Genomic DNA, 26,427 nt, shown 5'->3' on the forward strand with positions numbered 1-26,427 from the left:
TCAACCCCGGAATGCTTTTACGTCAAACAGGGATCATCCCTCCCAGGTCGCGAGCAGGTCGCGCACCCGGGCGTACTTCTGGAGCAGGGTGGCGCGGTGGGCGCTGAGCACCACCATGAAACCCACCACCAGCAGGCCCAGCAGCGACAGGAACGCGGCGCCCACGCGATGGTCGCGCATGCCGAAGCGCACCAGGTTGGCGGCCACCGCCGTCACCAGGAACGCGGAGCCCAGGTACACGTACGAGCGGATCCGCAGCGCGATGCCCGCGCCCACGCCCACGAGGCAGAGGAAGACGCACAGGAGCATCGCCTCGCCATCGTTGAAGAGCAGCGGCTTCCACGCGCCCGCCACGTAGATGGCCGTCACCGCCAGGGCGCGCAGCTGCGCGTAGGCGTCCTGCGACAGGCCCTTGCGGAAGACGCGCAGGAGCAGCAGCAGGGAGAGGCCCGCGGGGATGGCGTAGAACTGCGGCTCGCCGGTGCCGGTGCCCAGCCACACGAAGTACAGCGCCGTGTTGAAGGCCGCGACGGACATCAGCGACGCGGCGCCGCGATCCTTCGAGCATGCCGCGAGCGCGGCGAAGTGCGCCGCGTAGCCCACGAGCAGCGCCGTGGCCACGAAGGGCTGACCCCACGGCAGCGACAGCAGGCCCGCCAGCGGGAAGAGCCAGGCGCCGGCCACCACCGGACGGCGGAAGGCCGCTCGGCCCGCGCCCTCGCGCCGCACGAACAGGTGCAGGCCGGTGAACACCGCGCCGCCCATGAGGGACGCCAGGCTGTCCGCCGCGCTGGGGCTCGCGCCCAGCCCGAGCAGCCGCACGCAGAGATAGCCCGTCGCCACCACGGCCTGCGCCATCCACGCGGAGGCTTCGTCCTCTTCCCGCGCCGCGCGCCGCACCAGCGCGAAGAGCAGGAAGACGAGCCCGCCGCACGCCACCCAGGCCTCGCGCGCGGCGCCGCCCGGGACGTGCACCGCCAGCACCGCGAGCAGCGTCTCCACCAGCGCGATGCCGGCGAAGACACGCCCCATGCGCCCGCGCACCTGCTCCCCCGCCACCGTCAGCACCAGCGTGGCCAGCAGCGCGGTCGCCGCGCCGAAGTACGGGAGGATGAACTCGCCGCCCCGGCCGGTGGAGTGCACCGCGCCGAAGTGCAGGATGAGCGCGTGCACGGCGAAGAAGGACGCCATCCACCCCAGCCACTCGCGCTCGCGGCGGCGCAGCACCACGTCCCACGCGGTGGCCCACGCGAAGAGCACGCACAGCGGCAGGCCCGGGTGCTTCAGCTCCCGGAGGCCCGCCAGCGACAGCAGCGCCAGCACCGCGCCGCCGTGGTGCAGGGCCGCGCCCACCGTCACCCCTCGCGCGTCCAGCGCGTGGCCCACCAGCGCCAGCACCAGGCCCGTGCCCGCCATCACCGCGGGCGCCCAGAGCGGCGGCACCGCGGCGACCAGCACCGCGCCCAGGAGCACCGTGGCCCCGTTCATCATCAGGCGGTCGCGCGTCACCATCAGCACCAGGGACGCGGCGCCCGCGACCAGCGCCACCGGAAGGGGCAGCGCGCCCGGTCCCGCTTCGCCCAGCCGCAGGCCCACCAGCAGCCCCACGGTGACGGCGCCGCCGACCCACAGGGGCTCGCTCCACGTGCCCTCGATGCCGGGCGTCAGGCGCGCGGTGAGGTTCGTCAGCACGCGCTGCACACCGCCGGACTGGCACAGGGCGGACAGCAGCGCGGCCACCAGCCCCACGCCCGCGACCCACAGGCCCGCCTCGGGGCGCCACTGCCCCAGGGCGAAGTCCGCTGTCCGCCCCAGCGGCGCGAGCGCGAACGCGCCCACCGCCAGCGTGAGCAGCCAGCGCTGGGACAGCAGGAAGGCGGAGGCCAGCACCACCGCGCCAAGCGCCGCCAGCGCGCCAGGCGTCGGGGTGTGGAGGACCGCCATCGCGGCCACGGCCAGGGCCGAACCCGTGGCCGCGACCTTCAGCGCCGCGTCGCGGGGGGCTCGGAAGAAGGCCGCCACGGCCTGGGGAACATGATGCTCCGCCAGCGCCAGCACCAGCAGGACGCCGGTCGCCCAGGGACGCGCCTGCGGGATGAACATCAGGAGCGCGGACGCGGCGACGATGCGGACCGCCGGCTGGGGGCCCGTCATCGGGACCAGCGCGATGGCGCAGAAGAGGGCCACGCGCTGACTCGGCTCCACCTCCGGGACCAGCAGGGCCAGCATGCCCAGGACCGCGAGCGCGAGCTGCATGCCCTGCGAGAGCGCATGGCGCGGCCCCTCCTCACGCGAGCGCAGGAGCCACGAGGCCACGGACGGCACATGCTCCACGACGCGAACCACGAGCAGCGGGAAGAGCGGCAGCATCACGGTCCACGCGACGGGAGGACTCCAGGCCTGCAGGGTCAGCAGGCCGTACGGCACCATCAGCGCCGCGACGAAGGGGTAGCGCAGCGCCCGCGTCCACAGGAGCGGCAACAGCGCCGGCCCCACCAGCGCGAGCCACGTGGCACCCTGTGCTTGCGACAGCGCGTGGCCGTTCCAGGCCATCGCGGAGGCCGCCAGCACCCACATCGCGCCCACCGTGATGATCCGGGCGAAGGATACCCCGCCCGTGGCGAAGCGCCGCACCGCGGGCACGTCGTCCAGGAGGGCCACGAGGCTGAGGACCGTCGCGAGCCCCAGCAGCGGCAGCGGGCCCATCGGATTCAGCGCGAAGGTCGCCTCCAGGGTGGCGAGCGTCAAGCCCAGCATCGGCGGCAGCATGCGGAGGGTGAAGAGCGCCGCGAGCGCCGCGCCCAGCAGGAACACGGACTCCTGGCCCCGGTCCGCCATGGCCACCGGGATGAGCGGCAGGATGAGCCCGAGGCTGCCCGCGGTGGTGGTGCTCGCGCTGCGCCCCTTGCGCGCCGCGACCACCGAGCCCACGAGCGACCCCGCGATGAGCAGGCCCAACGACACTCCTGGCGACAGGGTCCACGCCGAGAAGAGGCCCGGGATGTCCGGCAGGAGCGCGAGGCCCACGAGGACGACGGCGTACGGCCGCACGCCCGGCCGGGAGCGGGAGACCACCGCCACCGTCGCGGCGGCGGTGAGCAGCACGGGGCCCAGGAACGCCTGCATGCCCAGGAGCCCCCAGGTCACGGCGAGCCCCGCGTACAGGAGGGCGGGCACGCCCACCCGCCTGAGCAGGCCGCCGCGCTCGCCCAGGAGCGCCAGCACCAGCCCGCCGCCCACCATCGCCGCGATCATCGCCTGCGTGGAGTGGACCGCGGCCAGCTTCGGCAGGATGGCGCCCGCGAGGAAGGCGCCGTACGCCACGTAGCGGTCGTCCCGCAGCCGGAACGCGGCGGCCAGCGCGCCCGCGCTGGCCAGCGTCAGGCCCACGACGAGCGCGGTGACGGGCTGGGCGGGGCTGAGCGCCATGGAGAACGCGCACGTCGCGATGACCCCGGCCACGACGGCCACGAAGCGCCGCGTGCGCTCATCCGTGAGGCCCCACGTGAGCGCCCCGAGCCCCAGGGCCAGCACACCGGCCACGACGGCCGCGGAGCCCGCGCCAAAGGCGATGACGGCCGAGAGCGGCAGCGCGGCGAAGAGCACCGAACCCACCGCGGACAGCGGGAAGCGCTTGAACAACAGGCCCGCCCCCAGCGACAGCACGGCCAGGGCGAGCGTGGCGAAGAAGGCCGGCCGCGCGTCGGTGCCCAGGTGGCCGTAGAGCGCGAACAGGGGCGCGGCGTAGGTGGTGGCGCGCAGCAGCACGTCCGCGAAGCCCAGGTCGCGCGCGTCGCCGGTGCGCTCGCCGCGCTTCTGGACGCGGAACGCGAGCACCAGGCCCGCCAGCACGAAGGGGATGGCCGTCAGCGCGCCGTACTGGAAGGGCAGCACCTCCGCGGGCGGGTAGCCCATGCGCGCCTTGATGGCGTTGAGGAGGACGGTGGCGGCGTGCGGGACCAACTGCACGCTGGACGCATAGGAGAGGTAGGCGCCCAGATACGCCGGATAGAGCCACGGCAGGCGGGACACGGGGCCGCGCGACAGCGACACCAGGGTGCCGGTGAAGATGGCGGCGGTGAGGAAGAGGGCGGGATTCGTGCCGGTGATGGCGCTCGCGAGGCAGGCCACCTGGAGCGCCACGGTGCCAACCGCGAGCGGATCCGCGGGACGCGAGGCTTCGAGCGTGCGGAAGCGCAGGCACGTGGCGAGCAGGAACGCGACGAAGGGAGCGTAGGTGCCCGGAGGAACGGGGGTGCCCGCGCTGGCCAGGGCCAGGTGCAACCGGATGGCGAACAGCGCGGTCAGGTACAGGGGCGCGGCGAGCGTGAAGGCGAGCGCATCGCCCTTGCGCGGGGTGGCGGAGGCCTTGCTCGACAGCAGGAAGAACAGGAGGCAAGGCAGCGCGTTGAGCCAGACGGCCGGAGCGCCCACGCGCGCGGCCAGGGGCGCGAGCCCCATGATGAGCGTGACGCCCACGAGGCCCAGCTGGACGAACGGGCGGGAGGGCGCGTCGAAGGCTTCGGAGGGCTTGCGCGCGAGCCACGCGGCGGCGCCCGCCCAGACGAAGAGCAGCGGCACGAGCAGCGCGGGGTGCACGCCGTCGAGCTGGAGGGTCTCACCGAAGCCCATGGGCCCCAGCGCGACGCCGCCCAGCGGGGCCACGGCGGATCCGATGAGGCCCAGGATGTGGCCCGGCTTGCGCAGCGACTCACGGCGGGCGAGGAAGCCGCCCCACACGGAGAAGCCCACGGAGTAGCCCACGGTCATCAGGAAGACGGTGAGCGACCGGGTGACGGACGTCATCCCGGCCCAGGACTCGAAGACGAAGTAGAGCGTGCCGGAGAGGATGAGGAACGCGCCGATGAACCACGCGATGCTCTCGTAGAGGAAAGGCCGCCACACGCGGCTCCACGCGGAGGTCTCCTCGACGAGGCGCGCGGTGCGGCCACGAGGCGCGGGCGGATCCATGAACGGCTCGCCCGGGTTGGGGGGCAGCCGGTGGGCCGCCGCCGCGCGGTTCGCGTTCGCGGCTTGCGCGCGGGACTCGGCGGACGCGCCGTGGGGAATGCCAGTAGCAGAAGTGGCGACCCCCAGGGCCGCCGCGGCATCGAGCACGGAGAAGTGGACCGCGGAGGGACCACTGGCGCCCGGCGTCTCGGAAGCTCCGGCGACCGCGGAATCGGTGAGGGCTTGCGCGGCGGTGTCCGGGTTCGCGTCGGAGACGGAAGCGGCGGCGGTGTCCGGGTTCGCGTCGGAGACGGAAGCGGCGGCGGTGTCAGGAGGGGACTCGCCGTCGACCGCGGTGTCGAGGACCGCGGGAGCGCTGGAGGCCTGAACAGCGACCTCGTGAGCGTTGACGACGAAGGCGCGAGCGGTGTCGGCGGCGTCGGTGCTCGCGGAAGCCGCGAAGACTTCAGGCGTGGCGGCCACGGACACGGGGCCGAGGGCAACGGCCCCCTCCCCCATCGGCGGGACCCCGGCCTCATCACGAGGCGCGACGGGCGCGGGACTCAGCGCCTCGATGGGGGTGTCCGTGAGGACGGAGAGGAGGATGCGGGCCTGCCGCTCGTAGCGTTCAGCGATCCGCCGGCTCACGACGAGCGGTACGTCGTGACCGTCCCAGCGTCGCACCTCGTCCAGGAGGAAGTGGACATGCGCGAGCTCGGCCTCGATGTCGGACCGGGCTCGGGCGGAAAGACGGTTGCCACAGACAACGCACTGGCGCGCGCTTCCCAGGCGCTCTTGTCGGCAGGCAGGACAGTACATGGTGCTTCCCCCTCTACAACGACCGTGCCACGCACAATGCCCTGGAAGGGCACGACAAGCGAATCCACCGAGGTGCATCGGGCGCGTGGCGGCTGTGCAGACGGCTGCACAGGTGCACACCCGGCGCTGGCCGGTGGGGACAAGTCATGGGACCGTGCGGGTCATGAGCACGGAACTGGTGTTGAGGCCCATCGAGGCCCGGGACGACGCGGCGATGGCCGCGGTCATCCGCGCGGTGATGCCGGAGTTCGGAGCGGACGGTCCGGGCTTCGCCCTCCACGACCCGGAAGTGGACACGATGAGCGCGGCCTACAGCCGCCCCCGGCACGGGTATTTCGTCGTTGTTCATGAGGGGCAGGTGGTGGGCGGCGCGGGCATCGCGCCGCTGGACGGGGGCACTCCGGACGTCTGCGAACTGCGCAAGATGTACTTCCTGCCGGCGGCCCGAGGCCATGGCATGGGCGAGCGCCTGTTGAGACACTGTCTGGAGTTCGCGCGAAGCGCGGGCTTTCAACGGTGCTACCTCGAAACCCTGGGGGGCATGGAGCAGGCCCAGAAGCTCTACCGGAGGCTTGGCTTCGAACCGCTGAGCGCCCCCATGGGCCGCACCGGCCACTTCGGCTGTGACCGCTGGTACGCGATGAACCTCTCCCCGCCCGCCTGACCGCTCGCCCACCGGCCCTGCAAGAGCGCCAAGCCCGTCGCCACCTCCCGACCCAACTTCCCAGGTCAGGAGGCCCGCATGGCGGACAGCAAGCAGCCCCGACCCACGATCGCGCCCCGGCGCGCACCGCGCACCCAGAGCGCACGCACCGCGCACGCCGCCGCTTCGGACGCGGAGAAGCTCCCGTTCGACATCGAGGAGGTCCTGCGCCGCGTGCGCCACGAGGTGCGCTCCTTCGCGGACGCGGCCATGTTCGAGCTGGCCGCCAGAGGCCACGGCTCCCTCTTCGAACAGCTCATCGCGTGCATCCTCTCCATCCGCACGCTCGATGAGGTCAGCCTCCCCGCGTCACTCCGGCTCCTCGGCCGCGCGCGCACGCCGGAAGCCCTCGCGCGCCTCTCGCCAGAAGAGATCGACGCGCTCATCCGCCCCGTCACCTTCCACGAAGGCAAGGCCGCCCAGGTCCACGCCATCGCCATGCGCACGCGCGATGAGTTCCACGGCCAGCTCCCCGCCGACGCGGACGTGCTCCAGTCCTTCAAGGGCGTGGGCCCCAAGTGCGCGCACCTGGCGCTCGGCATCGCGTGTGGCCATGAGGTCATCAGCGTGGACATCCACGTCCACCGCGTCACCAACCGCTGGGGCTACGTGAAGGCCTCCACTCCGGAGCGCACGCTCGCCGCGCTCGAAGCCGTCCTCCCGCGCCCCTACTGGGTGGAGCTGAACCGGCTCCTCGTCCCCTTCGGCAAGCACGTGTGCACCGGCACCCGGCCCAAGTGCTCCACCTGCCCCGTGCTCCCCTACTGCCGACAGGAGGGCGTCACCTCCCACCGCTGAGCACTACCGGTCGTGCCCCGCCAGCTGCGTGGCCCGCCGCGCGAACCTCCGCCACGGGTTCGTCCGGCCGCCGTTCTGGAGCGTGATCTCCTTCGAGTGCCGCACGTCCTTCTCCCAGCACGCCTCCAGCTTCGCGGCGATCTCCCGGTCCTCGAACACCAGCGACCCCTCGCTCAACTTGTTGAGCGACAGCGAGTCCAGGTTCGTGGAGCCCACGACGCACAACCAGTCATCCACCAGCATCGTCTTCGAGTGCAGCATCGCCGGCTGGTACTCCCAGATGCGCACCCCTGCCGCCAGCAGCCGCTCATACGTGGACCGCTGCGACGCCCGCACCACCGGCACGTCGTGATGCGGCCCCGGCCCCAGCACCCGCACGTCCACGCCCTGCCGGACCTTCACCTCCAGCTGCTCCAGGATGTCATTGGGTGGCGTGAAGTACGCGTTGGCGATCCACAGCCGCTTCGTCGCCGCCGCCACCACCAGCCGCACCATCCGCTCCGCCTCGGTGATGCCCAACCGCCCGGAGCTCTCGATGAACGCCGCGCACCCGCCTCCGTCCGCCTCCAGCGAAGGGAAGCACTCGCGCGGCAGCAGGCTCCCGCCCGACTCCTGCCAGTGCTTGGCGAACGTCACCTGCATGCGCCGCACCTCCGGCCCCTCCACGCGGACGTGCGTGTCGCGCCAGTGGTCCGGCGTCAGCCCGTCGCCCTCCCACACCTTCCAGATGCCGAAGCCGCCCGTGTACGCGATGCGCCCGTCCACCACGACGAGCTTCTGGTGCGACCGCCCCAGCAGCCGCCCCAGCACCTTGCCCGCGAGCAGCCGGTAGTAGTGCACCTCCACGCCCGCGTCGGTCAGCCGCTTCTCGACCTGGAGGTCGAAGTCCTTGTCCCCCGCCGTCTCCTCGCTGCCCACCGCGTCCACGACCACGCGGCACTGCACGCCCGCCTGGGAGCGCTCTCGCAGCGCCTCCACGAACCGGTCCGACAGCGCGCACGGCCGCCAGATGTAGATGAGCAGGTGCACGCTGTGCTTCGCCGCGCGGATGTCCTCCAACATCCGGCCAAAGACCTGGCTGTTCTCCAGCAGCTGCATCCGGTGCCCCGGCGTCAGCCCCACGCCCGACGACTGGTAGAGCGCGAACGAGAACCCCTCGGGCCCCGGCGGCAGCGCGAACGGCCCCTGCATCTCGTGCTTGCGCGTCTCGCCGTCACCGTCGAACCCGTGGGCCCCGGGCTGGGGAAGCACTTCCGTGTCCTGGAGTTCGCTCATGGCCTCCACAACGTAGGGACGCCCGGCGTCCCTGGCAGGCGCGGCCCGCCCTCCGGTCCGCCCGGTGAACAGGTCCCCATTCCGTCGTTGCCGGAGCCTCGCACCGTGGCGACACTGCCCTCTCCCGAGTTCCCTCGCCTGGAGAGATCGCATGCTCGACACCCCTTCACGTCCCTCCGCCCGGGAGCTGCTGTCCCTGTCCGGCCTCGCCCCGCTGGTCCCCATGCTCTACATCGCCTGGACGGACGGCGAGCTGACCGGCGAGGAGCTCAAGGCCCTGGGCGCCGCCGCCCGCGCCCAGCCCTGGCTGGACCTCAAGTCCAGCACCGTGCTGGCGCTCTGGGTGGATCCGCTCCGGCCGCCCCCGCCCCGCGAGCTGGCCATCCTGCGCGAACACATCCGCGCCACCGCCGAGACGCTGGCCAGCAGCCAGCAGCAGAACCTGGCGGAGCTGGGCGTGCAGCTGGCCCAGGCGCTCGCGGGGGAGGCGCCCCTGAACGTCCCCCCCGCGGAGCTGGCGAAGGCCCTGGCCACCCTGGAGGCCACCCTGGGCGTGGATGGCAAGGAGGCGGTGCGCTCGCTGGTGCCTCGGGCCTCGCGCGTCCCGCACGCGGAGCCCCGCTCCCACGCGGCCTCCTTCGACCCGGCGGCGATGACGGCCGTGCTGGACCGCACCTACGCGGGCGTGCGCCAGCAGGTGCGCGGGTGGCTGCGGGACGCGGACTTCCGCTACAAGGAAGGCCTCACCTCCACCGAGTACCGCGAGCAGGTCTTCGACTGGCTCCGGCACCTGGCGGATGACGGCCTGGGGCAGCTCGCCTTCCCCAAGGGGCGCGAGGGCGGCGCGGACCTGGGCGCGTTCATCGCCGCGTTCGAGACGCTCGCCTTCTTCGACCTGAGCCTCGTCATCAAGGCGGGCGTCCACTTCGGCCTGTTCGGCTCCAGCATCCTGTTCCTGGGCACGAAGCGGCACCACCAGCAGTACCTGCCGAAGGTCGCCACGCTGGAGCTGCCCGGCTGCTTCGCGATGAGCGAGCTGGGCCACGGCTCCAACGTGCGCGACTGCGAGACGGTGGCCCGCTACGACGCGGACGCGGGCGAGTTCGTCATCGACACGCCGTCGGAGACCGCGCGCAAGGAGTGGATTGGCAACGCGGCCCGGCACGCGCGCATGGCCACGGTGTTCGCGCAGCTGGAGGTGGACGGCGAGCGGCTGGGCGTGCACGCGCTGCTCGTCCCCCTGCGCGACGCGCACGGCAAGGTGCTGCCGGGCATCCGCATCGAGGACTGCGGCGAGAAGATGGGCCTCAACGGCGTGGACAACGGACGGCTGTGGTTCCACCAGGTGCGCGTGCCGCGCGAGAACCTGCTCGACCGCTACGGGCAGGTGACCGAAGCGGGCGAGTACACCAGCTCCATCACCGGCGACTCCAAGCGCTTCTTCACCATGCTGGGCGCGCTCGTCGCCGGCCGCGTGAGCGTGGCGTGCGCGTCCCTGAGCGCGGCCAAGAGCGCGCTGACCATCGCCGTGCGCTACGGCGACCTGCGCCGCCAGTTCGGCCCCGCCGGCGCCCGCGAGGTGCGGCTGCTGGACCATCAGTCGCACCAGCTGCGGCTCCTGCCCCTCGTCGCCAAGGCGTACGCGCTGGACTTCGCGCTGGAGTACCTGGTGGACCGCTACGTCCACCGCACCGAGGACGACGCGCGCGAGGTGGAGGCGCTCGCCGCGGGCCTGAAGGCCTACGCGTCGTGGAACACCACCGCCACGGTGCAGGAGTCCCGCGAGGCGTGCGGCGGCCAGGGCTACCTCACCGCCAACCGGCTGTCCTCGCTGAAGGCGGACACGGACGTGTTCACCACCTTCGAGGGCGACAACACCGTGCTCATGCAGCTGGTGGCCAAGGGCCTGCTCACGGGCTACCGCCAGCGCTTCGAGGACGACCGCGTCTTCGCGGTGCTCAAGCTCCTCATGGACCAGGCCGCCACGGTGGTGATGGACCGCAACCCCATCGCGGGCCGGAGGACGGACAGCGACCACCTGCGCGACAGCGACTTCCAGCTGCGCGCGCTGCGCTTCCGCGAGGAGGCGCTGCTCGCCTCCGTGTCCAAGCGCATCCGCAAGCGGCTGTCCGCGGGCGTGGAGGCGTTCGAGGCCTTCAACCAGGTGCAGGCGCACCTGCTGGCGCTGGCGCACGCGAGCGTGGAGCGCATCGTGCTGGAGCAGTTCCTGCGCGGCGTGGCGGCGGTGAAGGACGAAGCCCTCAAGCCAGTGCTGGGGCTCCTCGCGGACCTCTTCGGCCTGTCCTGCCTGGAGTCCGCCAGCGGCTGGTTCCTGGAGCACGGCTACCTGGAGGCCCCCAAGGCCCAGGCCATCCGCAAGGAGCGCGTGAAGCTGTGCGCGGAGCTGCGGCCGGACGCGGTGGGGCTGGTGGACGCGTTCGGGATTCCCGACGCGTGTCTGGCCGCGCCCATCGGCCTGGGGCGGCTGGCGCCCGGCGGTGACCGCTTCGACGACGCGGCGGCGGACGGCTCGCGCACCACCTGAGGACTCGCGCGGGGTGAGAGGTGCTGGGGCTTCTGTCGGGGGTGGCCGGTGGCGCGACGGCCTCCCCTGGCGGGAAGGCATCGATTTCATTGGCGAAAAATAGTTAATTCATTTAATTATCTTCCCATGCCGACCTCTTCCAGCGGGTTTCCTCCCGAGGATCCCCGGGGGCTGATGCTCGCCGGGGACCGCATCGGGCAGCAGTTGCAGACGCTGTCACTGCTGACGCGGCGGATCGAAGCGCGGCTGGGTGACAGCCTGGGGGTGAACTCCACCGACCTGTCGGCGATGGAGCAGCTCATCACCAGCGGGCCCATGAGCCCCACGGACCTGGCGTCGCGGCTGAAGGTCACGACCGCCGCCGGCACCTACATCGTGGACCGGCTGGAGCGCGCGGGGCACGTGGCGCGGGAGAAGCAGTCGGACGACCGGCGCAAGGTGCGGGTCGTGCCCGCGCCCGAGTCCGTGGCGCGCGTCTTCCAACACCTGACGCCGATGCTGACGGGGCTGGACGCGCTCGTCGCGGGACTTCCCGCCGCGGACCGGGCGGTCATCGAGCAGTTCCTGGGCCGGGTGATCGACGTCTATCGGGCGGCGGCGGATCCGGCCGCGGCACCTTCCTCACACGGATTGGACTGAAGGACCCCCATGAGCAGACGTACTGTGTTGGTGACCGGCGCCAGTGTGGCGGGCCCCACCCTGGCCTACTGGCTGCGCCGCTACGGGATGGACGTGGTGGTCGTCGAGCGCGCGCCGGAGCTGCGGACCGGCGGCCAGACGGTCGACGTGCGCGGCGCGGGAAGGACGGTCGCGCAACGCATGGGCCTGGAGGACGCCATCCGCGCCTGCTCCACGAACGAGGAGGGCATCGCCTTCGTCGACGCGAACAACCGGACGCGCGCCGCCTTCGACGCGAAGGCGTTCGGGGGCGAAGGGCTCATCGCGGAGCTGGAGATCCTCCGGGGCGAGCTGGCCCGGCTCCTGGTGGAGCGCACGCGCGATGACGCCGAATACATCTTCGGGGACTGCGTGACCGGGCTCGAGGACGACGGGGAGCGGGTGCGGGTGACGTTCCAGCGGGGGGCGCCCCGCACGTTCGACCTGGTCATCGCGGCGGAAGGGATTGGCTCCAGGACGCGGAAGCTCGTCTTCGGTGACGAGGTGACGTTCCGCGCGTTCGACCTCCACACCGCCTACTTCACGATTCCGCGCGCGCCCTCCGACGGCCAGCAGGCCCGCTGGTTCAACGCGCCGGGCAGCCGGAACGTGACGCTGCGCCCCGACAACCTGGGGACGACCCGCGCGCTGCTGTCCTTCCAGGAGCCACCCCAGGGCTACGAGCGGCTGGAACCCGCGCGGCAGAAGGCGCTCCTGAAGCGCACCTTCGCCGGCCTCGGATGGGAGACGCCGCGAGTGCTGGCGGCCCTGGATGACTCGCCGGACTTCTATTTCGAGGCCATCGGACAGGTGAAGATGCCCCGCTGGTCGAAGGGGCGCGTGGCCCTGGTGGGCGACGCCGCCTACTGCGCCTCCCCATCAGCGGCATGGGCACGAGCCTCGCGCTCGTCGGCGCCTACGTCCTCGCCGGAGAGCTGATGCGCCACGGCGACCACCGCCAGGCCTTCGCGTCCTACGAAGCCCTCATGCGGCCCTACGTGAATCAGGCCCAGCAGCTTCCGAAGAGCGCGCCGCGCCTCGCCTCCCCGCGGACGCGCGCGGGCATCGCGTTGGGGCATGCGGTCCTCCGGCTCGCGACCGCCCCCGGCCTCCGGCGCATCCTGGGCAAGGTGCTGTCACCCTCGGCGGACGCCATCACCCTGCCGGACTACGCCCCCGTCGCGAGCTGAAGCACGGGCCCCGCGTCCTCCAGGGGCCTTCGGCTTCACACCGGGGGTGGACCGCGACGGTGACCTTCGCGCCGCCCTGACGCTCCCCCAGTAGGGCCTCGGAGCCAAGGCCGCACGGGTCGTCCGGGACGCCACTGGAGTCAGGGAAAACCGGGCACGCGCGGGCCGTCTTCCCATTGACACCCATGCACCGGACCCATCAGGGTCCGGGAATGAGGATGAACGCCGGACCCATGCGGGCCGCGGACAAGGCCCGACAGAAGGCCTTCCGTACGGCCTTTCCGTCCTACGGCCCCCAGCGGCCGTCCTGGGGAGGCAGGCTCTTGCGCCTCTTCGGGTGGGGCCTGCTGATCCTGGGCGCCTTCCTCTTGGTCGTCGTCATCGACGGGTGGCGTGCGTTCGGGCGGGGCGCGGAGGGGGCGCGGCTGGAGCGGATGGTGCGCTCGCCGCAGTGGCAGGACGGCGGGTTCGTCAACCCGCAGCCCATCCTGAACAACTGGGAGCGCTCGCTGTCGGACCTGTTCCACGGCAGCTCCGACGCCAGTCCGCGGATGCCGGTGGTGGTGGACCGCATCGACCCGGAGCGCTTCGCCACGCCGCCGCCGGACGGGCTGCGCGTCACCTGGATGGGGCACTCGTCCACGCTGGTGGAGGTGGACGGGCACCGCGTGCTCACGGACCCCATGTGGGGCGAGCGCACGTCGCCGCTGGAGTGGATTGGACCGAAGCGCTGGTTCCCGGCGCCCATCGCGCTGGACGCACTGCCGCCCATCGACGCGGTGGTCATCTCGCATGACCACTACGACCACCTGGACTTCGCGACCATCACGGCGATGAAGGATTGGGACACCACGTTCGTGGTGCCGCTGGGCGTGGGGGCGCACCTGGAATACTGGGGCGTGCCGGCGTCGCGCATCGTGGAGCTGGACTGGTGGGAGCGCACGAAGGTGAAGGGGTTGGACATCGTGTGCACGCCGGCGCGGCACGCGTCGGGCCGGTTCCTGCAACGGGACAAGACGCTGTGGGCGGGCTGGGCGCTCGTGGGACCGGCGCACCGGGTCTACTACTCGGGTGACACCGGCCTGTTCCCCGCGATGGAGGAGATTGGCGCGAAGCTGGGGCCGTTCGATTTGACGATGATCGAGACGGGGCAGTACGGCGCGGGCTGGCCGGACTGGCACCTGGGGCCGGAGCAGGCGGTGCTCGCGCACCGGCTGGTGCGTGGCCGGTTGATGTTGCCGGTGCACTGGGGGCTGGTGACGTTGGCGTCGCATGGGTGGACGGAGCCCATCGAGCGCTCGTTGGTGGCCGCGAAGCACGACAGCGTGGGCATCACCGCGCCCCGTCCCGGACAGGACTTCCTCGCGAGGGCACCGCCGCCGGTGGAGCGCTGGTGGCCGGACCGCCCATGGAAGACCGCGGAGGAGGCGCCCATCGTGGCCAGCCAGATTCCGCCCAAGGTCCGCGAAGGGCCTCCGGCGCTGCCGCTGCTCGCGGTTCCGGCGACGGCCAGCCCGCCCTCGGCGAAATCGCAGGGCGCGGGAGCACAGGTCGTGACGCCACAAGCGACACCGCCAGCGCCGGCTCCGCCGTCCCCCGCTCCGCAGGGCGCGAACGCGGCGGAAGCGACGCCGCGGGGCGCGAGTCCGACGGCCTCGAGCCCCCAGGATGCCAATCCGCCGAGCACGGCTCCGCAGGGAGCCAAGGCGACCGGCGCGACGGCTCCGAGCGCGGGCCCGACGGCGGTCCGTCCGCAAGTCGCGAACACGGAGGTCGCGGCGCCTCCCACCCCCCACCCGCCCGGCGCGGGGACGACGGTCGCTGCGCCGCATGAGTGACGCGCGGCGGGCCGCGTTGCACGGGGCCTTCAAGGCCACGGCCTCCGGCATGAGTGACGCGCGGCGGGCCGCGTTGCACGGGGGCCTTCAGGGCCACGGCCTCCGGCATGAGTGACGCGCGGCGGGCCGCGTTGCACGGGGCCTTCAGGGCCACGGCCTACGTCGTGCGCCCGCACCCGCTCGTCGGAGGCGTGAAGCACGTGCTGCGCGTGGACGCCGCGCACCCGGCGCTCGACGCCGCGCTCACCGCGCACGGCTTCACCAGCTGGGCCTTCATCACCGCGTGGAATCCCCGCGCGCACCCACGGCCGCTCCGCACCAACGAGCGCCTTCAGCGCTCCCTTTTCGCGCTGCTCGAAGCCCGGGGGCAGCCGTTCGTGTCCGCCATCGGCGTCGCGGACGACCGGAGCTGGTTCGAGGAGAGCGTCTTCGTCCCCGGCCTGTCCCGGGACGAGGCCCTCCGCATCGGACGGCTGTTCGACCAGGAGGCCGTGGTCTGGAGCCGCGTGGACGGAAGCGCGGAGCTGCTGGAGTGTCTGGCGTTCGCCGGTCCCTGAGCCTCGACAGGGTGTCGTTCACGTCACACCCGCGGTGACGACACCCATTCGCGACCCGCCCCTCACGTCGGTGACACGGGATGATGCCATCGTCTCCGCCCCCGAGGGTGCGGCGGTGCGCCCCTCCCCCCTCCTTCCCTCCAGGAGCCGCCTCGATGCAGCCTTCCGTCCCCCGCGCGCGTGATGCCGCGCGTCCCAGCGTCTTCCTCCTCGCCGGCGCCTTCGTCACCGGCCTGCTGCTCTTCATGCACGGCGGCTGCGGCGACCAGGAGTGCGTGAACGCCTTCGACTGCCAGGAACAGAACCCCGCGCCGGAAGGCCAGGGCTGGACCTGCGTCGACCACGTCTGCCGGGCCGTCACCCTCCAGCCCCCGCCCACCAATACCGACGCGGGCACGGACGACGCGGGCACGGGCGACGGGGGCACCGCCGCCACCGTCTCCGTGAAGATCATCGCGTTCAACGACTTCCACGGGCAGTTGGAGCCCGCGAGCGGCAGCGGCGGCCAGATTGCCCAGGCCTTCCTGGCGGACGGCGGCCCGGATCGCGTGAACGCGGGCGGCGCCGTGTACTTCGCCCGCCACGTCGCGGAGCTGCGCGCGAAGAACCCGAACAGCGTGGTGGTGTCCGCGGGCGACCTCATCGGCGCCACGCCGCTGCTGTCCGCGCTCTTCCATGACGAGCCCACCATCGAGGCCATGAACCAGATGGGCCTGGACCTGAGCGCCGTGGGCAACCACGAGTTCGACGAGGGCGGCTCGGAGCTGCTGCGCATGCAGTCCGGTGGCTGCCACCCCGTGGACGGCTGCCAGGACGGCACCGGCTTCTCCGGCGCGAAGTTCAAGTTCCTCGCGGCCAACGTGGCCACCGGCCCGGGCCGCACCCTCTTCCCGCGCTACGACGTGCGCACCTTCCAGGGCGTGAAGGTGGCCTTCATCGGCATGACGCTGGAAGGCACGCCGAACATCGTCACGCCGACGGGCGTCGCCGGCCTGGAGTTCAAGGACGAGGTGGAGACCGTCAACGCGCTGGTGCCGGAGCTGAAGTCGCAGGGCGTGAACGCCATCGTCGTCGTGGTGCACGAGGGCGGCACGCCCGCGGTCGACTCGCTCTACAACGAGTGCAAGGGCATCTCCGGCCCCATCGTGGACATCGCCCAGAAGCTGGACCCCGCCGTGAGCGTCATCCTCAGCGGCCACACCCATCAGGCCTACAACTGCACGCTGAGCGGCAAGCTGGTCACCAGCGCCGCGTCGGTGGGCCGGCTGCTCACGGACATCGACCTGACCCTGGACGTGGCCACCGGGCAGGTGCTGAAGGCCCAGGCCCAGAACGTCATCGTCACCCGCACGGTGACGCCCGACTCCGCCACCACCGAGCTCATCACCCGCTACAAGGGCCTCACCGCGGCGCTGGAGAACCGCGTCATCGGCTGGATTGCCCAGACCCTGGTCCGCGGCAACATCCAGACGGACCCCACCGGCCAGTCCACCATGGGCTTCGTCATCGCGGACGCGCAGCTGGAGGCCACCCGGCCCGCGAACCTGGGCGGCGCCCAGATTGCCTTCATGAACCCCGGCGGCGTGCGGGCCGACCTCGTGCGCGACCCGGCCAACCCCAGCGACCTCGGCGCCGTCACCTACGGCGAGTCCTTCACGGTGCAGCCCTTCGGCAACAGCCTGGTCACCCTGACGCTGACCGGCGCGCAGATTGAGCGCCTGCTGGAGCAGCAGTGGCCCAACGCCAGCACCACCCGCATCCTCCACCCGTCCGCGGGCTTCACGTATGCGTTCAGCGCGTCCGCGCCCCCGGGCTCCAAGGTGGACCCCGCCAGCATCCGGCTGAACGGCACGACGGTGGATCCGGCCGCGAACTACCGCGTCACGGTGAACAGCTTCCTCGCTCCGGGCGGCGACGGCTTCAGCGTCCTCACGGAGGGCAAGGCCCCCCTGGGCGGCGCGGTGGACACCGACGCGCTGGAGGCCTACCTGGCCGCGCGGAGCACGGAGGCCAACCCGCTGCCGGCCCCGGCGCTCGACCGCATCACCCGGCTGCCGTAGCCACGGCCGCGCTCAGGGACCCGAGCCGCCTGTCGCGGGGCTCGAGTCGCTGGGCTGGAAGATGCCGGTGGTGGGCACGGGCGGCGGATTGATCTCCAGGCGCCGCCCCCCCGTCACGCGCTCGGCCAGCTCATCGAACTGCAGATCCAGCAGCTTGCCGGAGCCCTGCTGGGGGAGCCCGAAGCGGATCCGCCAGTAGTTGGGCTCGAAGCGCACCCCTTCGGAGCCCTTCGCCAGGACGAGGCCGTTCTGGTGGGCATACTCCGCGCCCGAGTCGACGACGTTGCGCTCCCCCAGCTCCGCCTGCACGTCCGGGGACGAGGGGGGCACGGGGGTGCGGCGCGTGGGGCCGGTGGCACAACCAACGCCCGCCATGAGGACAGGCAGGAGAGCGGCGACGAGGAAGCGGGGGGCCATACCCGAACCTTGGGCACGCCCCCGTCAAGCCGCACCGTGGGGCACCTTGCGGAACCCCCTGCCGTCGCATGCTCGCCCGGAGCAACGGCGCGGGGGGCGCGCCCCCGCTCGCCTGGAGGCCCGCGGCGCTACTTGGGCGCCGGGACTCCCGAAGCGCGCTCCACGACCTCGTCGATGAGGCCGTACTGCCGGGCCTCCTCGGCGCTCATGAAGTAGTCGCGCTCGGTGTCCTTCTCGATGCGCTCGATGGTGTGGCCCGTGTGCTTCACGAACAGGCCGTTGAGGTACGCGCGCAGGCGGAGGATCTCCTTCGCCTGGATTTCGATGTCCGTCGCCTGCCCCTGCGCGCCACCCAGCGGCTGGTGGATCATGATGCGGCTGTTGGGCAGGGCGTAGCGCTTGCCCTTGGAGCCCGCCAGCAACAGCAGCGCGCCCGCGGAGGCGGCCTGGCCCACGCAGATGGTGGACACGGGGCATTTGACGTACTGCATCGTGTCGTACATCGCGAGCGCCGCGGTGACGGAGCCGCCCGGCGAGTTGATGTAGAGGTTGATGCCCTTGTCGGGGTCCTCGGACTCCAGGAACAGGAGCTGGGCGACGATGAGGTTGGCCACATCGTCGTTGATGGGCGTGCCCAGGAGGATGATGCGGTCCTTGAGCAGGCGGCTGTAGAGGTCGTACGCCCGCTCGCCGCGGTGCGTGGTCTCAATGACGAAGGGGACGTTCATGGCCCCCGTACCCTAATCGTCCCCCTTCCCGCGCGCTCCCCCCTTCTTGCGCGAGCGTGCGCTGTCCCACGATTGGGGGGCCCGGGGCGGCCCCCGGGGGTCGGACGGCGGCCTACAGCCCCCCGGTCATCTTCTCCGGGCGGACCCACTGGTCGAACTGTTCTTCGGTGACGAGCCCCAGCTCCACCGCGACCTCCTTGAGCGTCCTGCCCTGCTTGTGCGCCGTCTTGGCGATCCTCGCCGCGTTGTCGTAGCCGATGTGCGGGTTGAGCGCCGTCACCAGCATCAGGCTGCGCTGGAGGTTCTCCTGGAGGCGCGGGAGGTTGGGCTCGATGCCCACCGCGCAGTTCAGCCGGAAGCTGCGCATCCCGTCCGCCAGCAGCCGGCAGCTCTGGAGGAAGTTCTGGATGAGCAGCGGCTTGAAGACGTTCAGCTCGAAGTTGCCGGACGCGCCGCCCAGGGAGATGGCCACGTCGTTCCCCATCACCTGGGCGCACAGCATGGTGAGCGCCTCGCTCTGCGTGGGGTTCACCTTGCCCGGCATGATGGAGCTGCCCGGCTCGTTCTCCGGGATGTTGATTTCGCCAATGCCCGAGCGCGGCCCGGACGACAGCCACCGGATGTCATTGGCCACCTTGAACAGCACCGCCGCCAGGCCCTTGAGCGCGCCGTGCGCCTGCACCAGCGCGTCGTTGGCGGCCAGCGCCTCGAACTTGTTGGGCGCGGTGATGAAGCCATGGCCGGTGAGCCTGGCGATCTCCACCGCCACGCGCTCGGCGTAGCCCGGGGGCGCGTTGAGGCCGGTGCCCACGGCGGTGCCGCCCAGCGCCAGCTCCGACAGGTGCGGCAGCGCGGCCTCGATGTGACCCTTCGCGCGCTCCAGCTGCGCCACGTACCCGCTGAACTCCTGGCCCAGCGTGAGCGGCGTCGCGTCCTGCAGGTGCGTGCGGCCAATCTTCACGATGGACTGGAACGCCTGGGACTTCTGGGCCAGCACGTCGCGCAGGGCCTGAAGCTCCGGAAGCACGTGCTTCACCACGGCCTCCACGGCGGCCACGCTCATCGCGGTGGGGAACACGTCGTTGGAGCTCTGGCCCTTGTTGACGTCGTCGTTGGCGTGCACCTTGCGCGCCTCGCCGCGCTCGCCGCCCATGAGCTCCGAGGCGCGGTTGGCCAGCACCTCGTTGCAGTTCATGTTCGTCTGGGTGCCGCTGCCCGTCTGCCACACCAGCAGGGGGAACTCCTCCTCGTGCTGTCCGGCGAGGACCTCATCCGCGGCCTTCACGATGGCCTGGGCCTTGTCCTTGGGCAGGGTGCCGTTCTCCAGGTTCACCAGCGCGGCGGCCTTCTTCACGAGCACCAGCGCGTGCACCAGCGCCGGAGGCATGCGCTCCGTGGAGATGGCGAAGTTCTGGCGGCTTCGCTGCGTCTGCGCGCCCCAGAGCCGGTCGGCGGGGACTTCGATGGGACCGAAGGTGTCCTTCTCGATGCGAACGTTCTTCGTGCTCACGGTGCTGGCCTCCAGCGGACAGGAACGATGTCCCGCGCGATTAACATCCTCGCCCCTGTCCGTCAGGCCCAAGTGCTCCGCGGCCCCCATACGACGCTCAGACGCGACGCTCCCAGCGCGGCGCGTCCTCGTCCACGGGCGTGCTCCCCACCCGGGCAATCCAATCCAACGGCCCCTGGAAGGGGGCCCGGCCTCCGGGCCGCGCCGGGGTGAACCCCCAGAGCAGCACATAGAGCAGCAGGCTCATCCCTCCGGACGCGAACAGCAGGAGCACGAACGCCACCCGCACCAGCGCGGCGTCCACGTCCAGCTCCCGAGCCAACGCCGCGCACACGCCCAGCAGCGCCCGCCCCTCTCCCCGGTGCAGCGGCACCGTGCGCGTGCGGCAGTGCGAACACCGCGCCGCCCCCTCGGACAGCTCCCGCGAACAAGCCCTGCACCGCGTCGTGACGTCCATGAGCTGGCCTCTCCGTCCGCCCCCCGCTTGGCGAGATGGGGGCTCCATCCCTACCTACGGAGGCCGCCGCCGGGTGATTGCATCCCCCAGAACTCGTGATTTCGCGGGGTTCTGTCCCGGTGCGTCAGTGAATTTACAGATTTAATGATGGCGGTGTTGACAGCCTTACAGGCAAGCAGCTTCTAATTCACCCCGACTTCCCTTCCACAGACGGCAGGGGCATCTTTCAGCCCGTTGAGCCGCCTTTACAACGCATCTCGTCAGGAGCCGACATGGACGCCAGCACCCCCCAGGAATCTCCGGCATTCGGCCCCGGCGTGAGCGTCCAGGGGACCTGGCATCCGGACTACGCGGAGGTGCTGACGCAGGACGCCATGGCCTTCGTGGCGAAGCTGGCGCGCACCTTCGGGGAGCGGCGCGAGGCCCTGCTGGAGCGGCGCAAGAAGGTGGCGCAGGGCTGGCGCAAGGGGGAGCGCCCGCACTTCCTCCCGGAGACGGCGGACGTGCGCAAGGGCGACTGGACGGTGTCCCCGGTGCCCGCGGACCTGCAGGACCGGCGGGTGGAGATCACCGGTCCGGTGGACCGCAAGATGATCATCAACGCGCTCAACTCCGGCGCCAGCGTCTTCATGGCGGACTTCGAGGACGCCAACAGCCCCACCTGGGACAACGTGGTGCGCGGCCAGCTGAACCTGCGCGACGCCGTGCGCAAGACCATCTCCTTCACGGCGGAGAACGGGAAGCGGTACGCGCTGAACGAGCAGCACGCCGTCCTCTTCGTGCGCCCGCGCGGCTGGCACCTGCCGGAGCGCCACGTGCTTGTGGACGGCAAGCCCATCTCCGGCTCGCTCTTCGACTTCGGCCTGTTCTTCTTCCACAACGCCCGCGAGCAGCTCCAGCGCGGCACCGGCCCGTACTTCTACCTGCCCAAGATGCAGAGCCACCTGGAGGCCCGGCTGTGGAACGACGTGTTCCACCTGGCCCAGAGCGAGCTGGACATCCCGCGCGGCACCATCAAGGCCACGGTCCTCATCGAGACGCTGCCCGCCGCGTTCGAGATGGACGAAATCCTCCATGAGCTGCGCGAGCACTCGGCCGGCCTCAACTGCGGCCGCTGGGACTACATCTTCAGCTTCATCAAGACGCTCCAGTCGGACGCGTCCGTGGTGCTGCCCGACCGCGGTCAGGTCACCATGGACAAGGGCTTCCTCAACGCCTACTCGCAGCTGCTCATCCAGACCTGTCACCGCCGGGGCGCGCACGCCATGGGCGGCATGGCCGCCTTCATCCCCATCAAGGGCGACGCCGTCGCCAACGACGCGGTGATGGCCAAGGTCCGCGCGGACAAGCTGCGCGAGGCGAAGAACGGCCACGACGGCACCTGGGTCGCGCACCCCGGCCTCGTCCCGGTGGCGAAGGAGATCTTCGACGCGCAGATGAAGGGCCCGAACCAGGTGGCCAACAAGCGCGAGGACGTGCACGTCACGGAGGCGGACCTGCTCCAGGTTCCCTCCGGCACGCGCACCGAGGAGGGCCTGCGCCACAACATCCGCGTGGGCATCCAGTACACCGCCGCGTGGCTGGGCGGCCTGGGCTGCGTGCCCCTCTACAACCTGATGGAGGACGCGGCGACGGCGGAGATCTCCCGCGCCCAGGTGTGGCAGTGGATCCACCACGGGGCCACGCTGGAGGACGGCCGCAAGGTGACGCCGGAGCTGTTCCGCGAGCTGCTCGCGGAGGAGATGGCGCGGATGGCGCGCGAGGGCGCCCCCGAGCGCTACGGCCCCGCCCACATGGAGAAGTCCCGCGCGCTCTTCGAGCAGCTGTCCACCGCGCCCGCCTTCGAGGACTTCCTCACCCTGCCGGCCTACGAGGCCCTGGACGCGAAGTCCTGACGTTTCGAAGCACCGACGTTCTTCTTCAACCCTTCACCGCAGCCCCGAGGAGTCCTGGCATGTACGACGCGACGCCGACCACTTCCGATGCCTCCCCCCATGCGAAGCTCCACGCGCAGCGCTTCGACGGAATCACCCGCAACTACACCGAGAAGGACGTGGAGAAGCTCCGCGGCTCCATCCGCGTGAGCCACACGCTGGCGGAGATGGGCGCGCGCCGCCTCTGGGAGCTGCTCCACACGGACGCGTACATCAACGCGCTGGGCGCCCTCACCGGCAACCAGGCCGTGCAGATGGTGCGCGCGGGCCTCAAGGCCATCTACCTGTCCGGCTGGCAGGTCGCCGCGGACGCGAACTCCGCCGGCCAGATGTACCCGGACCAGAGCCTCTACCCGGTGGACTCCGTCCCCAGCGTGGTGAAGAAGATCAACAACGCCCTGCGCCGCGCGGATCAGATCGACCACGCCGAAGGGCGCCATGACCGCAACTGGTTCGCGCCCATCCTCGCGGACGCGGAGGCCGGCTTCGGCGGCCCGCTCAACGCCTATGAGCTGATGAAGGGGATGATCGAAGCGGGCGCCGCGGGCGTGCACTTCGAGGACCAGCTGGCCAGCGAGAAGAAGTGCGGCCACATGGGCGGCAAGGTGCTGGTGCCCACCAGCCACTTCGTGCGCACGCTGACCGCGGCGCGCCTGGCGGCGGACGTGATGGGCGTGTCCACGCTGGTGGTGGCTCGCACGGACGCGGACAGCGCCAAGCTGCTGATGAGCGACGCGGACGAGTACGACCACGCCTTCATCGACAAGGCGGCGGGCCGCACGGCGGAGGGCTTCTACCGCATCAAGGGCGGCCTGGAGTGCGCCATCGCGCGCGGCCTGGCGTACGCCCCCTACGCGGACCTGGTGTGGTGCGAGACCAGCACCCCGGACCTCGCGCAGGCGAAGGCCTTCGCGGAGGGCATCCACAAGAAGTTCCCCAACAAGATGCTCGCGTACAACTGCTCGCCGTCCTTCAACTGGAAGAAGAACCTGGACGACAGCACCATCGCGAAGTTCCAGCGGGAGCTGGGCGCCATGGGCTACAAGTTCCAGTTCGTCACCCTGGCGGGCTTCCACGCGCTGAACTTCTCCATGTACGAGCTGGCCCGTCAGTACAAGGACCGCGGCATGGCGGCCTACAGCGAGATGCAGCAGTCGGAGTTCGGCGCGGAGAAGAACGGCTACACCGCCACGCGCCACCAGCGCGAGGTGGGCACCGGCTACTTCGACCAGGTCGCCGAGGTCATCTCCGGCGGCAGCGCCAGCACCCTGGCCCTGCACGAGTCCACCGAGGCCCACCAGTTCTAGGCCCGGCGGATCATCCCAGCCTCTCCTGAAGGCCGCGGGTCCTAGTGGAATTCCCCTGGGATTTCGCGGCCTTCGCCGTTCCCAGGGCCGGGGGGCCAGCGGGCGCGGCGCCGGAATCAGCAACTTCCGGGGACCCATGGCGATAATGGGAGGAACTTGAAGCCCCAGAGGCACGCCCCCGGGTGTGCCTCCCAGCAGACCGGGGCCTTTGAAGGGAGCCGCCATGAACCGCATCACGTCCCTCTCCGGTCCTCGGGTGCAGCCGGCCACGACGAACACCGCCTCCTCCGTGTCGGGCAGCCGCTTCGGCTCGCTGATGTCGGGCGCGGCCGCGCAGCCCAAGGTGGGCGCGCAGCTGACGGGCGGCACGGTGGTGTCCTCCGCGCTGGCGCAGGCGGGGACCACGCCGCACGGCTCGCTGGTGGGCACGTACACGGCGGGCGCCACGTCCACGACCGCCAACGGCCAGCAGGCCTCGGCGACGGGGCAGGCCGGCGCGGAGCCCAAGAGCGAGGAGATGCAGGCGCTGGAGGACCTGGCCACCATGTCCGCGGTGACCATGTCCCAGTCCATCCTCCACATGGGCGGGATGAAGATCGACCTGGAGCGCGAGTAGTCCGCGCCCCAGGCCGCCGCTGCGGTTCCGAAGCCCTGGGGGAAACCTCAGGGCTTCTTCTTGTCGCTGTCGTCGCTGTACTGGTCGCGGATGCCGTCGTGCCGGCTGCGCGGGTCGCGCCAGGGCTTGTCCACGTCGGTGCGCTGGCCGCCGTCCTGCCCGGTGACGTCGTTGAGCTCGTCGGCGCGGCCCTCCGCGGGCACCTCGTCGCCGTCCGCGTCAGGGTCCTTCTGCCTCGCGGGATCCAACGGGATGCCGGCGCTCTTCTTGAGGTAGTCGTCCTTGGGGTCCATGCCGTCACTCCTCCCTTGAGTCCTCAAGGTGGTGACGGGGCCCCGTTCCGGGAGCGGCCGGGCGGACGGGCCGCCCCTGCCTCAGTTGAGGTACTTCGGCTTCGCCTGCGCGGTGGGCGCCTGGGCCTTCATCATCTCCAGGCCCTGGCGGGTGAGGACGAAGCGGACGACGCCGGAGCCGCGCTCGGTCTCGATTTCGGCCTCGAAGGCGGGCCCGGCGATGCCGCCCAGGGACACGTCCTTGCGCAGGTTGGAGACGCGGCCGGAGAGCAGATCACCCGCGACCTCCCGCGAGCCCTCCCCGCGCGAGTACAGCTCGAAGGCGGCCTCGTGCAGCGTCATCGCCAGCGCGGGCGTGAGGGGCTGGGAGCTGAAGAGCACGGAGATGAGGAGCCAGTAGGGCGGCGTCTGTTCAGCCATCGTGCGGCAGTGTAACGGGTGTGGCTACCGGGCGCGCGGCTGTCTGCGGGCGGCGATGGCCTCCGCGAGCACGCCCTGCTGCTTCCAGTGGCCGTACAGGCGGCCCTGGGACGCGAGCCAGTCCAGGCGCTGCCGGGTGCGCGCGTCCAGCCGGCCGGGCGGCGCGTCGCGGAACGGCGTGCCGGGCAGCGGCATGAAGGTGTGGCCGTGCACGCGCGCGCCCAGGTCGGACAGCCGCTGCATCAGGTCCAGGGTGGCGTCCACGTCCGCGGGCTCCTCGCCGGGCAGGCCCAGGATGAAGTCCACGTTGGGGACGAAGCCGCCCTCCACCGCGAGCCGCGCGGCGCGCACCACGGTCTCCACGTCGTGGCCGCGCCGGGTGGCCTGGAGGATGCGCTCGGAGCCGGACTGGCCGCCGATGATGAGGTTGTCGTTGGCCACGTAGCGCTTGAGCAGCGCCAGGGCCTCTGGCGTGACGTGCTCCGGGCGAACCTCCGACGGGAAGGTGCCGTAGTAGATGCGCCCGTCCGGGGCCATGGCCTCCGTCACGGCGGCGAGCAGGTCCTCCACCGCGGCCAGGTTCACGGTCTCGTCCGGGGTGCCGTAGGACATGGACGTGGGGGTGATGAAGCGCAGGTCGCGGCGGCCCGCGAGGCGCAGCTCGCGCGCCCACCGGGCGATGTTGGGCACGGAGCGGTGCCGGAAGCGCGCCTTGCTCATGAAGGGCGTCTGGCAGAAGCGGCAGGCGTAGATGCAGCCGCGCGTGATCTCGATGGCGCCGAACTTCACGTGCTTCGCGGCGAACGGGGGGAAGTCGTCCAGGCGCACGCCCTCCCCGTGACCGTGCTGCACGAGCTTGCCGTCCTTCAGGTGCGCGGTGCCGTGCGTCGTGCGCGGGTCCTCGCCCTGGAGGACGCGGACGAGCAGGGCGCGCAGGGTGTGTTCGCCCTCGCCCACGGCGACGAGGTCGAAGCCGGCCTGGAGCGTCTGAAGCGTCTCCGCGGTGGCGTGCACGCCGCCCGCGATGCAGAGCACGTCGCGGCCCTCCAGCCGTTCGCGCACCCAGTGCAGCTCCTCCACGGAGGGGCCGAAGCTGGCGGAGTAGAAGGACCACGCGGCGACGACGGTGTCGCCCGCGTCCGCGCGCTCGCGCACGGTGTCCAGCAGGGCCTCGCGGCTGCGCGGGAAGTGCAGCGACACGTCGGAGAGCGCGGGGTCGGCCTCCACGGCGCCGGCGAGCACGGTGAAGGCGTACTTGCCCGGGTACTGGTAGCTCAGGACGAGCGAGACCTTGCGAGGCGTCAGCGACATGGCGGCCCGGGATGATGCCACAGGGCCCGCGTGCGACGGGGC

General features: G+C 71.6%; 21 protein-coding genes. 12 read left to right on the top strand and 9 right to left on the bottom strand.

Translation table 11 applies throughout. The features are described from left to right. Positions 1-33: 33 nt before the first annotated feature. The gene (locus GTY96_RS35475) at positions 34-5,598 is read right to left on the bottom strand and encodes a hypothetical protein (RefSeq protein WP_161667042.1); all 5,565 of its coding nucleotides are present in this window, start codon (positions 5,596-5,598) and stop codon (positions 34-36) included. A gap of 334 nt (positions 5,599-5,932) precedes the next feature. Between GTY96_RS35475 and GTY96_RS35480 the strand changes: the two genes are divergently transcribed. Together GTY96_RS35480 and GTY96_RS35485 are read left to right on the top strand one after the other, a co-directional pair. Then, positions 5,933-6,433, top strand: coding sequence for a GNAT family N-acetyltransferase (locus tag GTY96_RS35480; RefSeq protein ID WP_143902404.1), 501 nt, complete (start codon positions 5,933-5,935; stop codon positions 6,431-6,433). Positions 6,434-6,511: 78 nt separating this feature from the next. Next, positions 6,512-7,270: an endonuclease III domain-containing protein gene (locus tag GTY96_RS35485; protein ID WP_235686103.1), complete on the top strand. Its 759-nt coding sequence runs from the start codon at positions 6,512-6,514 to the stop codon at positions 7,268-7,270. 3 nt (positions 7,271-7,273) lie between these two features. Here GTY96_RS35485 and GTY96_RS35490 read toward each other — a convergent pair whose 3' ends face one another. Next, positions 7,274-8,545: a phospholipase D-like domain-containing protein gene (locus GTY96_RS35490; RefSeq protein ID WP_161667043.1), complete on the bottom strand. Its 1,272-nt coding sequence runs from the start codon at positions 8,543-8,545 to the stop codon at positions 7,274-7,276. Positions 8,546-8,696: 151 nt separating this feature from the next. On the opposite strand from GTY96_RS35490, the gene GTY96_RS35495 reads away from it, so the two are divergent. The 7 genes from GTY96_RS35495 to GTY96_RS35520 all read left to right on the top strand — a co-directional run bounded on the left by GTY96_RS35495 (position 8,697) and on the right by GTY96_RS35520 (position 17,392). Continuing rightward, entirely contained in the window at positions 8,697-11,090 is a 2,394-nt protein-coding gene (locus GTY96_RS35495) for an acyl-CoA dehydrogenase family protein (protein ID WP_143902408.1), read from the top strand. A 126-nt stretch (positions 11,091-11,216) separates the two neighbouring features. Continuing rightward, positions 11,217-11,729, top strand: coding sequence for a MarR family winged helix-turn-helix transcriptional regulator (locus GTY96_RS35500; protein ID WP_186001929.1), 513 nt, complete (start codon positions 11,217-11,219; stop codon positions 11,727-11,729). Between the two features lie 9 nt (positions 11,730-11,738). Further along, positions 11,739-12,686, top strand: a complete 948-nt coding sequence (locus GTY96_RS35505) for an FAD-dependent monooxygenase (RefSeq protein WP_235686104.1) — start codon at positions 11,739-11,741, stop codon at positions 12,684-12,686. Then, a complete protein-coding gene (locus GTY96_RS38100; RefSeq protein WP_235686105.1) occupies positions 12,635-12,937 on the top strand; it encodes a Rossmann-fold NAD(P)-binding domain-containing protein in 303 nt (100 codons plus the stop codon). The genes GTY96_RS35505 and GTY96_RS38100 overlap by 52 nt, the downstream gene beginning before the upstream one ends. A 218-nt stretch (positions 12,938-13,155) precedes the next feature. Continuing rightward, positions 13,156-14,775, top strand: a complete 1,620-nt coding sequence (locus GTY96_RS35510; protein ID WP_304503217.1) for an MBL fold metallo-hydrolase — start codon at positions 13,156-13,158, stop codon at positions 14,773-14,775. Between the two features lie 107 nt (positions 14,776-14,882). Further along, positions 14,883-15,332: a DUF3293 domain-containing protein gene (locus tag GTY96_RS35515; protein WP_143902412.1), complete on the top strand. Its 450-nt coding sequence runs from the start codon at positions 14,883-14,885 to the stop codon at positions 15,330-15,332. Between the two features lie 155 nt (positions 15,333-15,487). After that, positions 15,488-17,392: a bifunctional metallophosphatase/5'-nucleotidase gene (locus GTY96_RS35520; protein WP_161667044.1), complete on the top strand. Its 1,905-nt coding sequence runs from the start codon at positions 15,488-15,490 to the stop codon at positions 17,390-17,392. Between the two features lie 12 nt (positions 17,393-17,404). On the opposite strand, the gene GTY96_RS35525 is transcribed toward GTY96_RS35520, so the two are convergent. The 4 genes from GTY96_RS35525 to GTY96_RS35540 all read right to left on the bottom strand — a co-directional run bounded on the left by GTY96_RS35525 (position 17,405) and on the right by GTY96_RS35540 (position 20,504). After that, positions 17,405-17,809, bottom strand: coding sequence for a hypothetical protein (locus GTY96_RS35525; protein ID WP_161667045.1), 405 nt, complete (start codon positions 17,807-17,809; stop codon positions 17,405-17,407). A 128-nt stretch (positions 17,810-17,937) separates the two neighbouring features. Beyond that, positions 17,938-18,537, bottom strand: coding sequence for an ATP-dependent Clp endopeptidase proteolytic subunit ClpP (gene clpP / locus GTY96_RS35530; RefSeq protein WP_143902418.1), 600 nt, complete (start codon positions 18,535-18,537; stop codon positions 17,938-17,940). A 112-nt stretch (positions 18,538-18,649) separates the two neighbouring features. Next, a complete protein-coding gene (gene fumC / locus GTY96_RS35535) occupies positions 18,650-20,047 on the bottom strand; it encodes a class II fumarate hydratase (RefSeq protein WP_161667046.1) in 1,398 nt (465 codons plus the stop codon). A gap of 97 nt (positions 20,048-20,144) precedes the next feature. Then, entirely contained in the window at positions 20,145-20,504 is a 360-nt protein-coding gene (locus tag GTY96_RS35540) for a PspC domain-containing protein (protein WP_161667047.1), read from the bottom strand. Between the two features lie 272 nt (positions 20,505-20,776). Here GTY96_RS35540 and aceB point away from each other — a divergent pair, with 272 nt between their 5' ends. The 3 genes from aceB (at position 20,777) to GTY96_RS35555 (ending at position 24,361) form a co-directional block, all read left to right on the top strand. After that, entirely contained in the window at positions 20,777-22,399 is a 1,623-nt protein-coding gene (gene aceB, locus GTY96_RS35545; RefSeq protein WP_143902424.1) for a malate synthase A, read from the top strand. A gap of 59 nt (positions 22,400-22,458) precedes the next feature. Then, positions 22,459-23,745 carry an isocitrate lyase gene (aceA, locus tag GTY96_RS35550; protein ID WP_143902426.1) on the top strand — a complete coding sequence of 429 codons (1,287 nt, stop codon included), beginning with the start codon at positions 22,459-22,461 and terminating at the stop codon, positions 23,743-23,745. 223 nt (positions 23,746-23,968) lie between these two features. After that, complete coding sequence (locus tag GTY96_RS35555; protein WP_143902428.1) at positions 23,969-24,361, top strand: hypothetical protein; 393 nt, start codon at positions 23,969-23,971, stop codon at positions 24,359-24,361. 47 nt (positions 24,362-24,408) lie between these two features. Here the strand turns inward: GTY96_RS35555 and GTY96_RS35560 are convergent, their stop codons facing one another. The 3 genes from GTY96_RS35560 to GTY96_RS35570 all read right to left on the bottom strand — a co-directional run bounded on the left by GTY96_RS35560 (position 24,409) and on the right by GTY96_RS35570 (position 26,385). Continuing rightward, complete coding sequence (locus tag GTY96_RS35560) at positions 24,409-24,654, bottom strand: hypothetical protein (protein ID WP_143902430.1); 246 nt, start codon at positions 24,652-24,654, stop codon at positions 24,409-24,411. Positions 24,655-24,735: 81 nt separating this feature from the next. Next, complete coding sequence (locus tag GTY96_RS35565; protein WP_143902432.1) at positions 24,736-25,074, bottom strand: hypothetical protein; 339 nt, start codon at positions 25,072-25,074, stop codon at positions 24,736-24,738. 24 nt (positions 25,075-25,098) lie between these two features. Beyond that, the gene (locus GTY96_RS35570) at positions 25,099-26,385 is read right to left on the bottom strand and encodes a TIGR04013 family B12-binding domain/radical SAM domain-containing protein (RefSeq protein ID WP_370456585.1); all 1,287 of its coding nucleotides are present in this window, start codon (positions 26,383-26,385) and stop codon (positions 25,099-25,101) included. Positions 26,386-26,427: the final 42 nt, after the last annotated feature.

The organism is Corallococcus silvisoli (assembly GCF_009909145.1).
Lineage (GTDB): Bacteria > Myxococcota > Myxococcia > Myxococcales > Myxococcaceae > Corallococcus > Corallococcus silvisoli.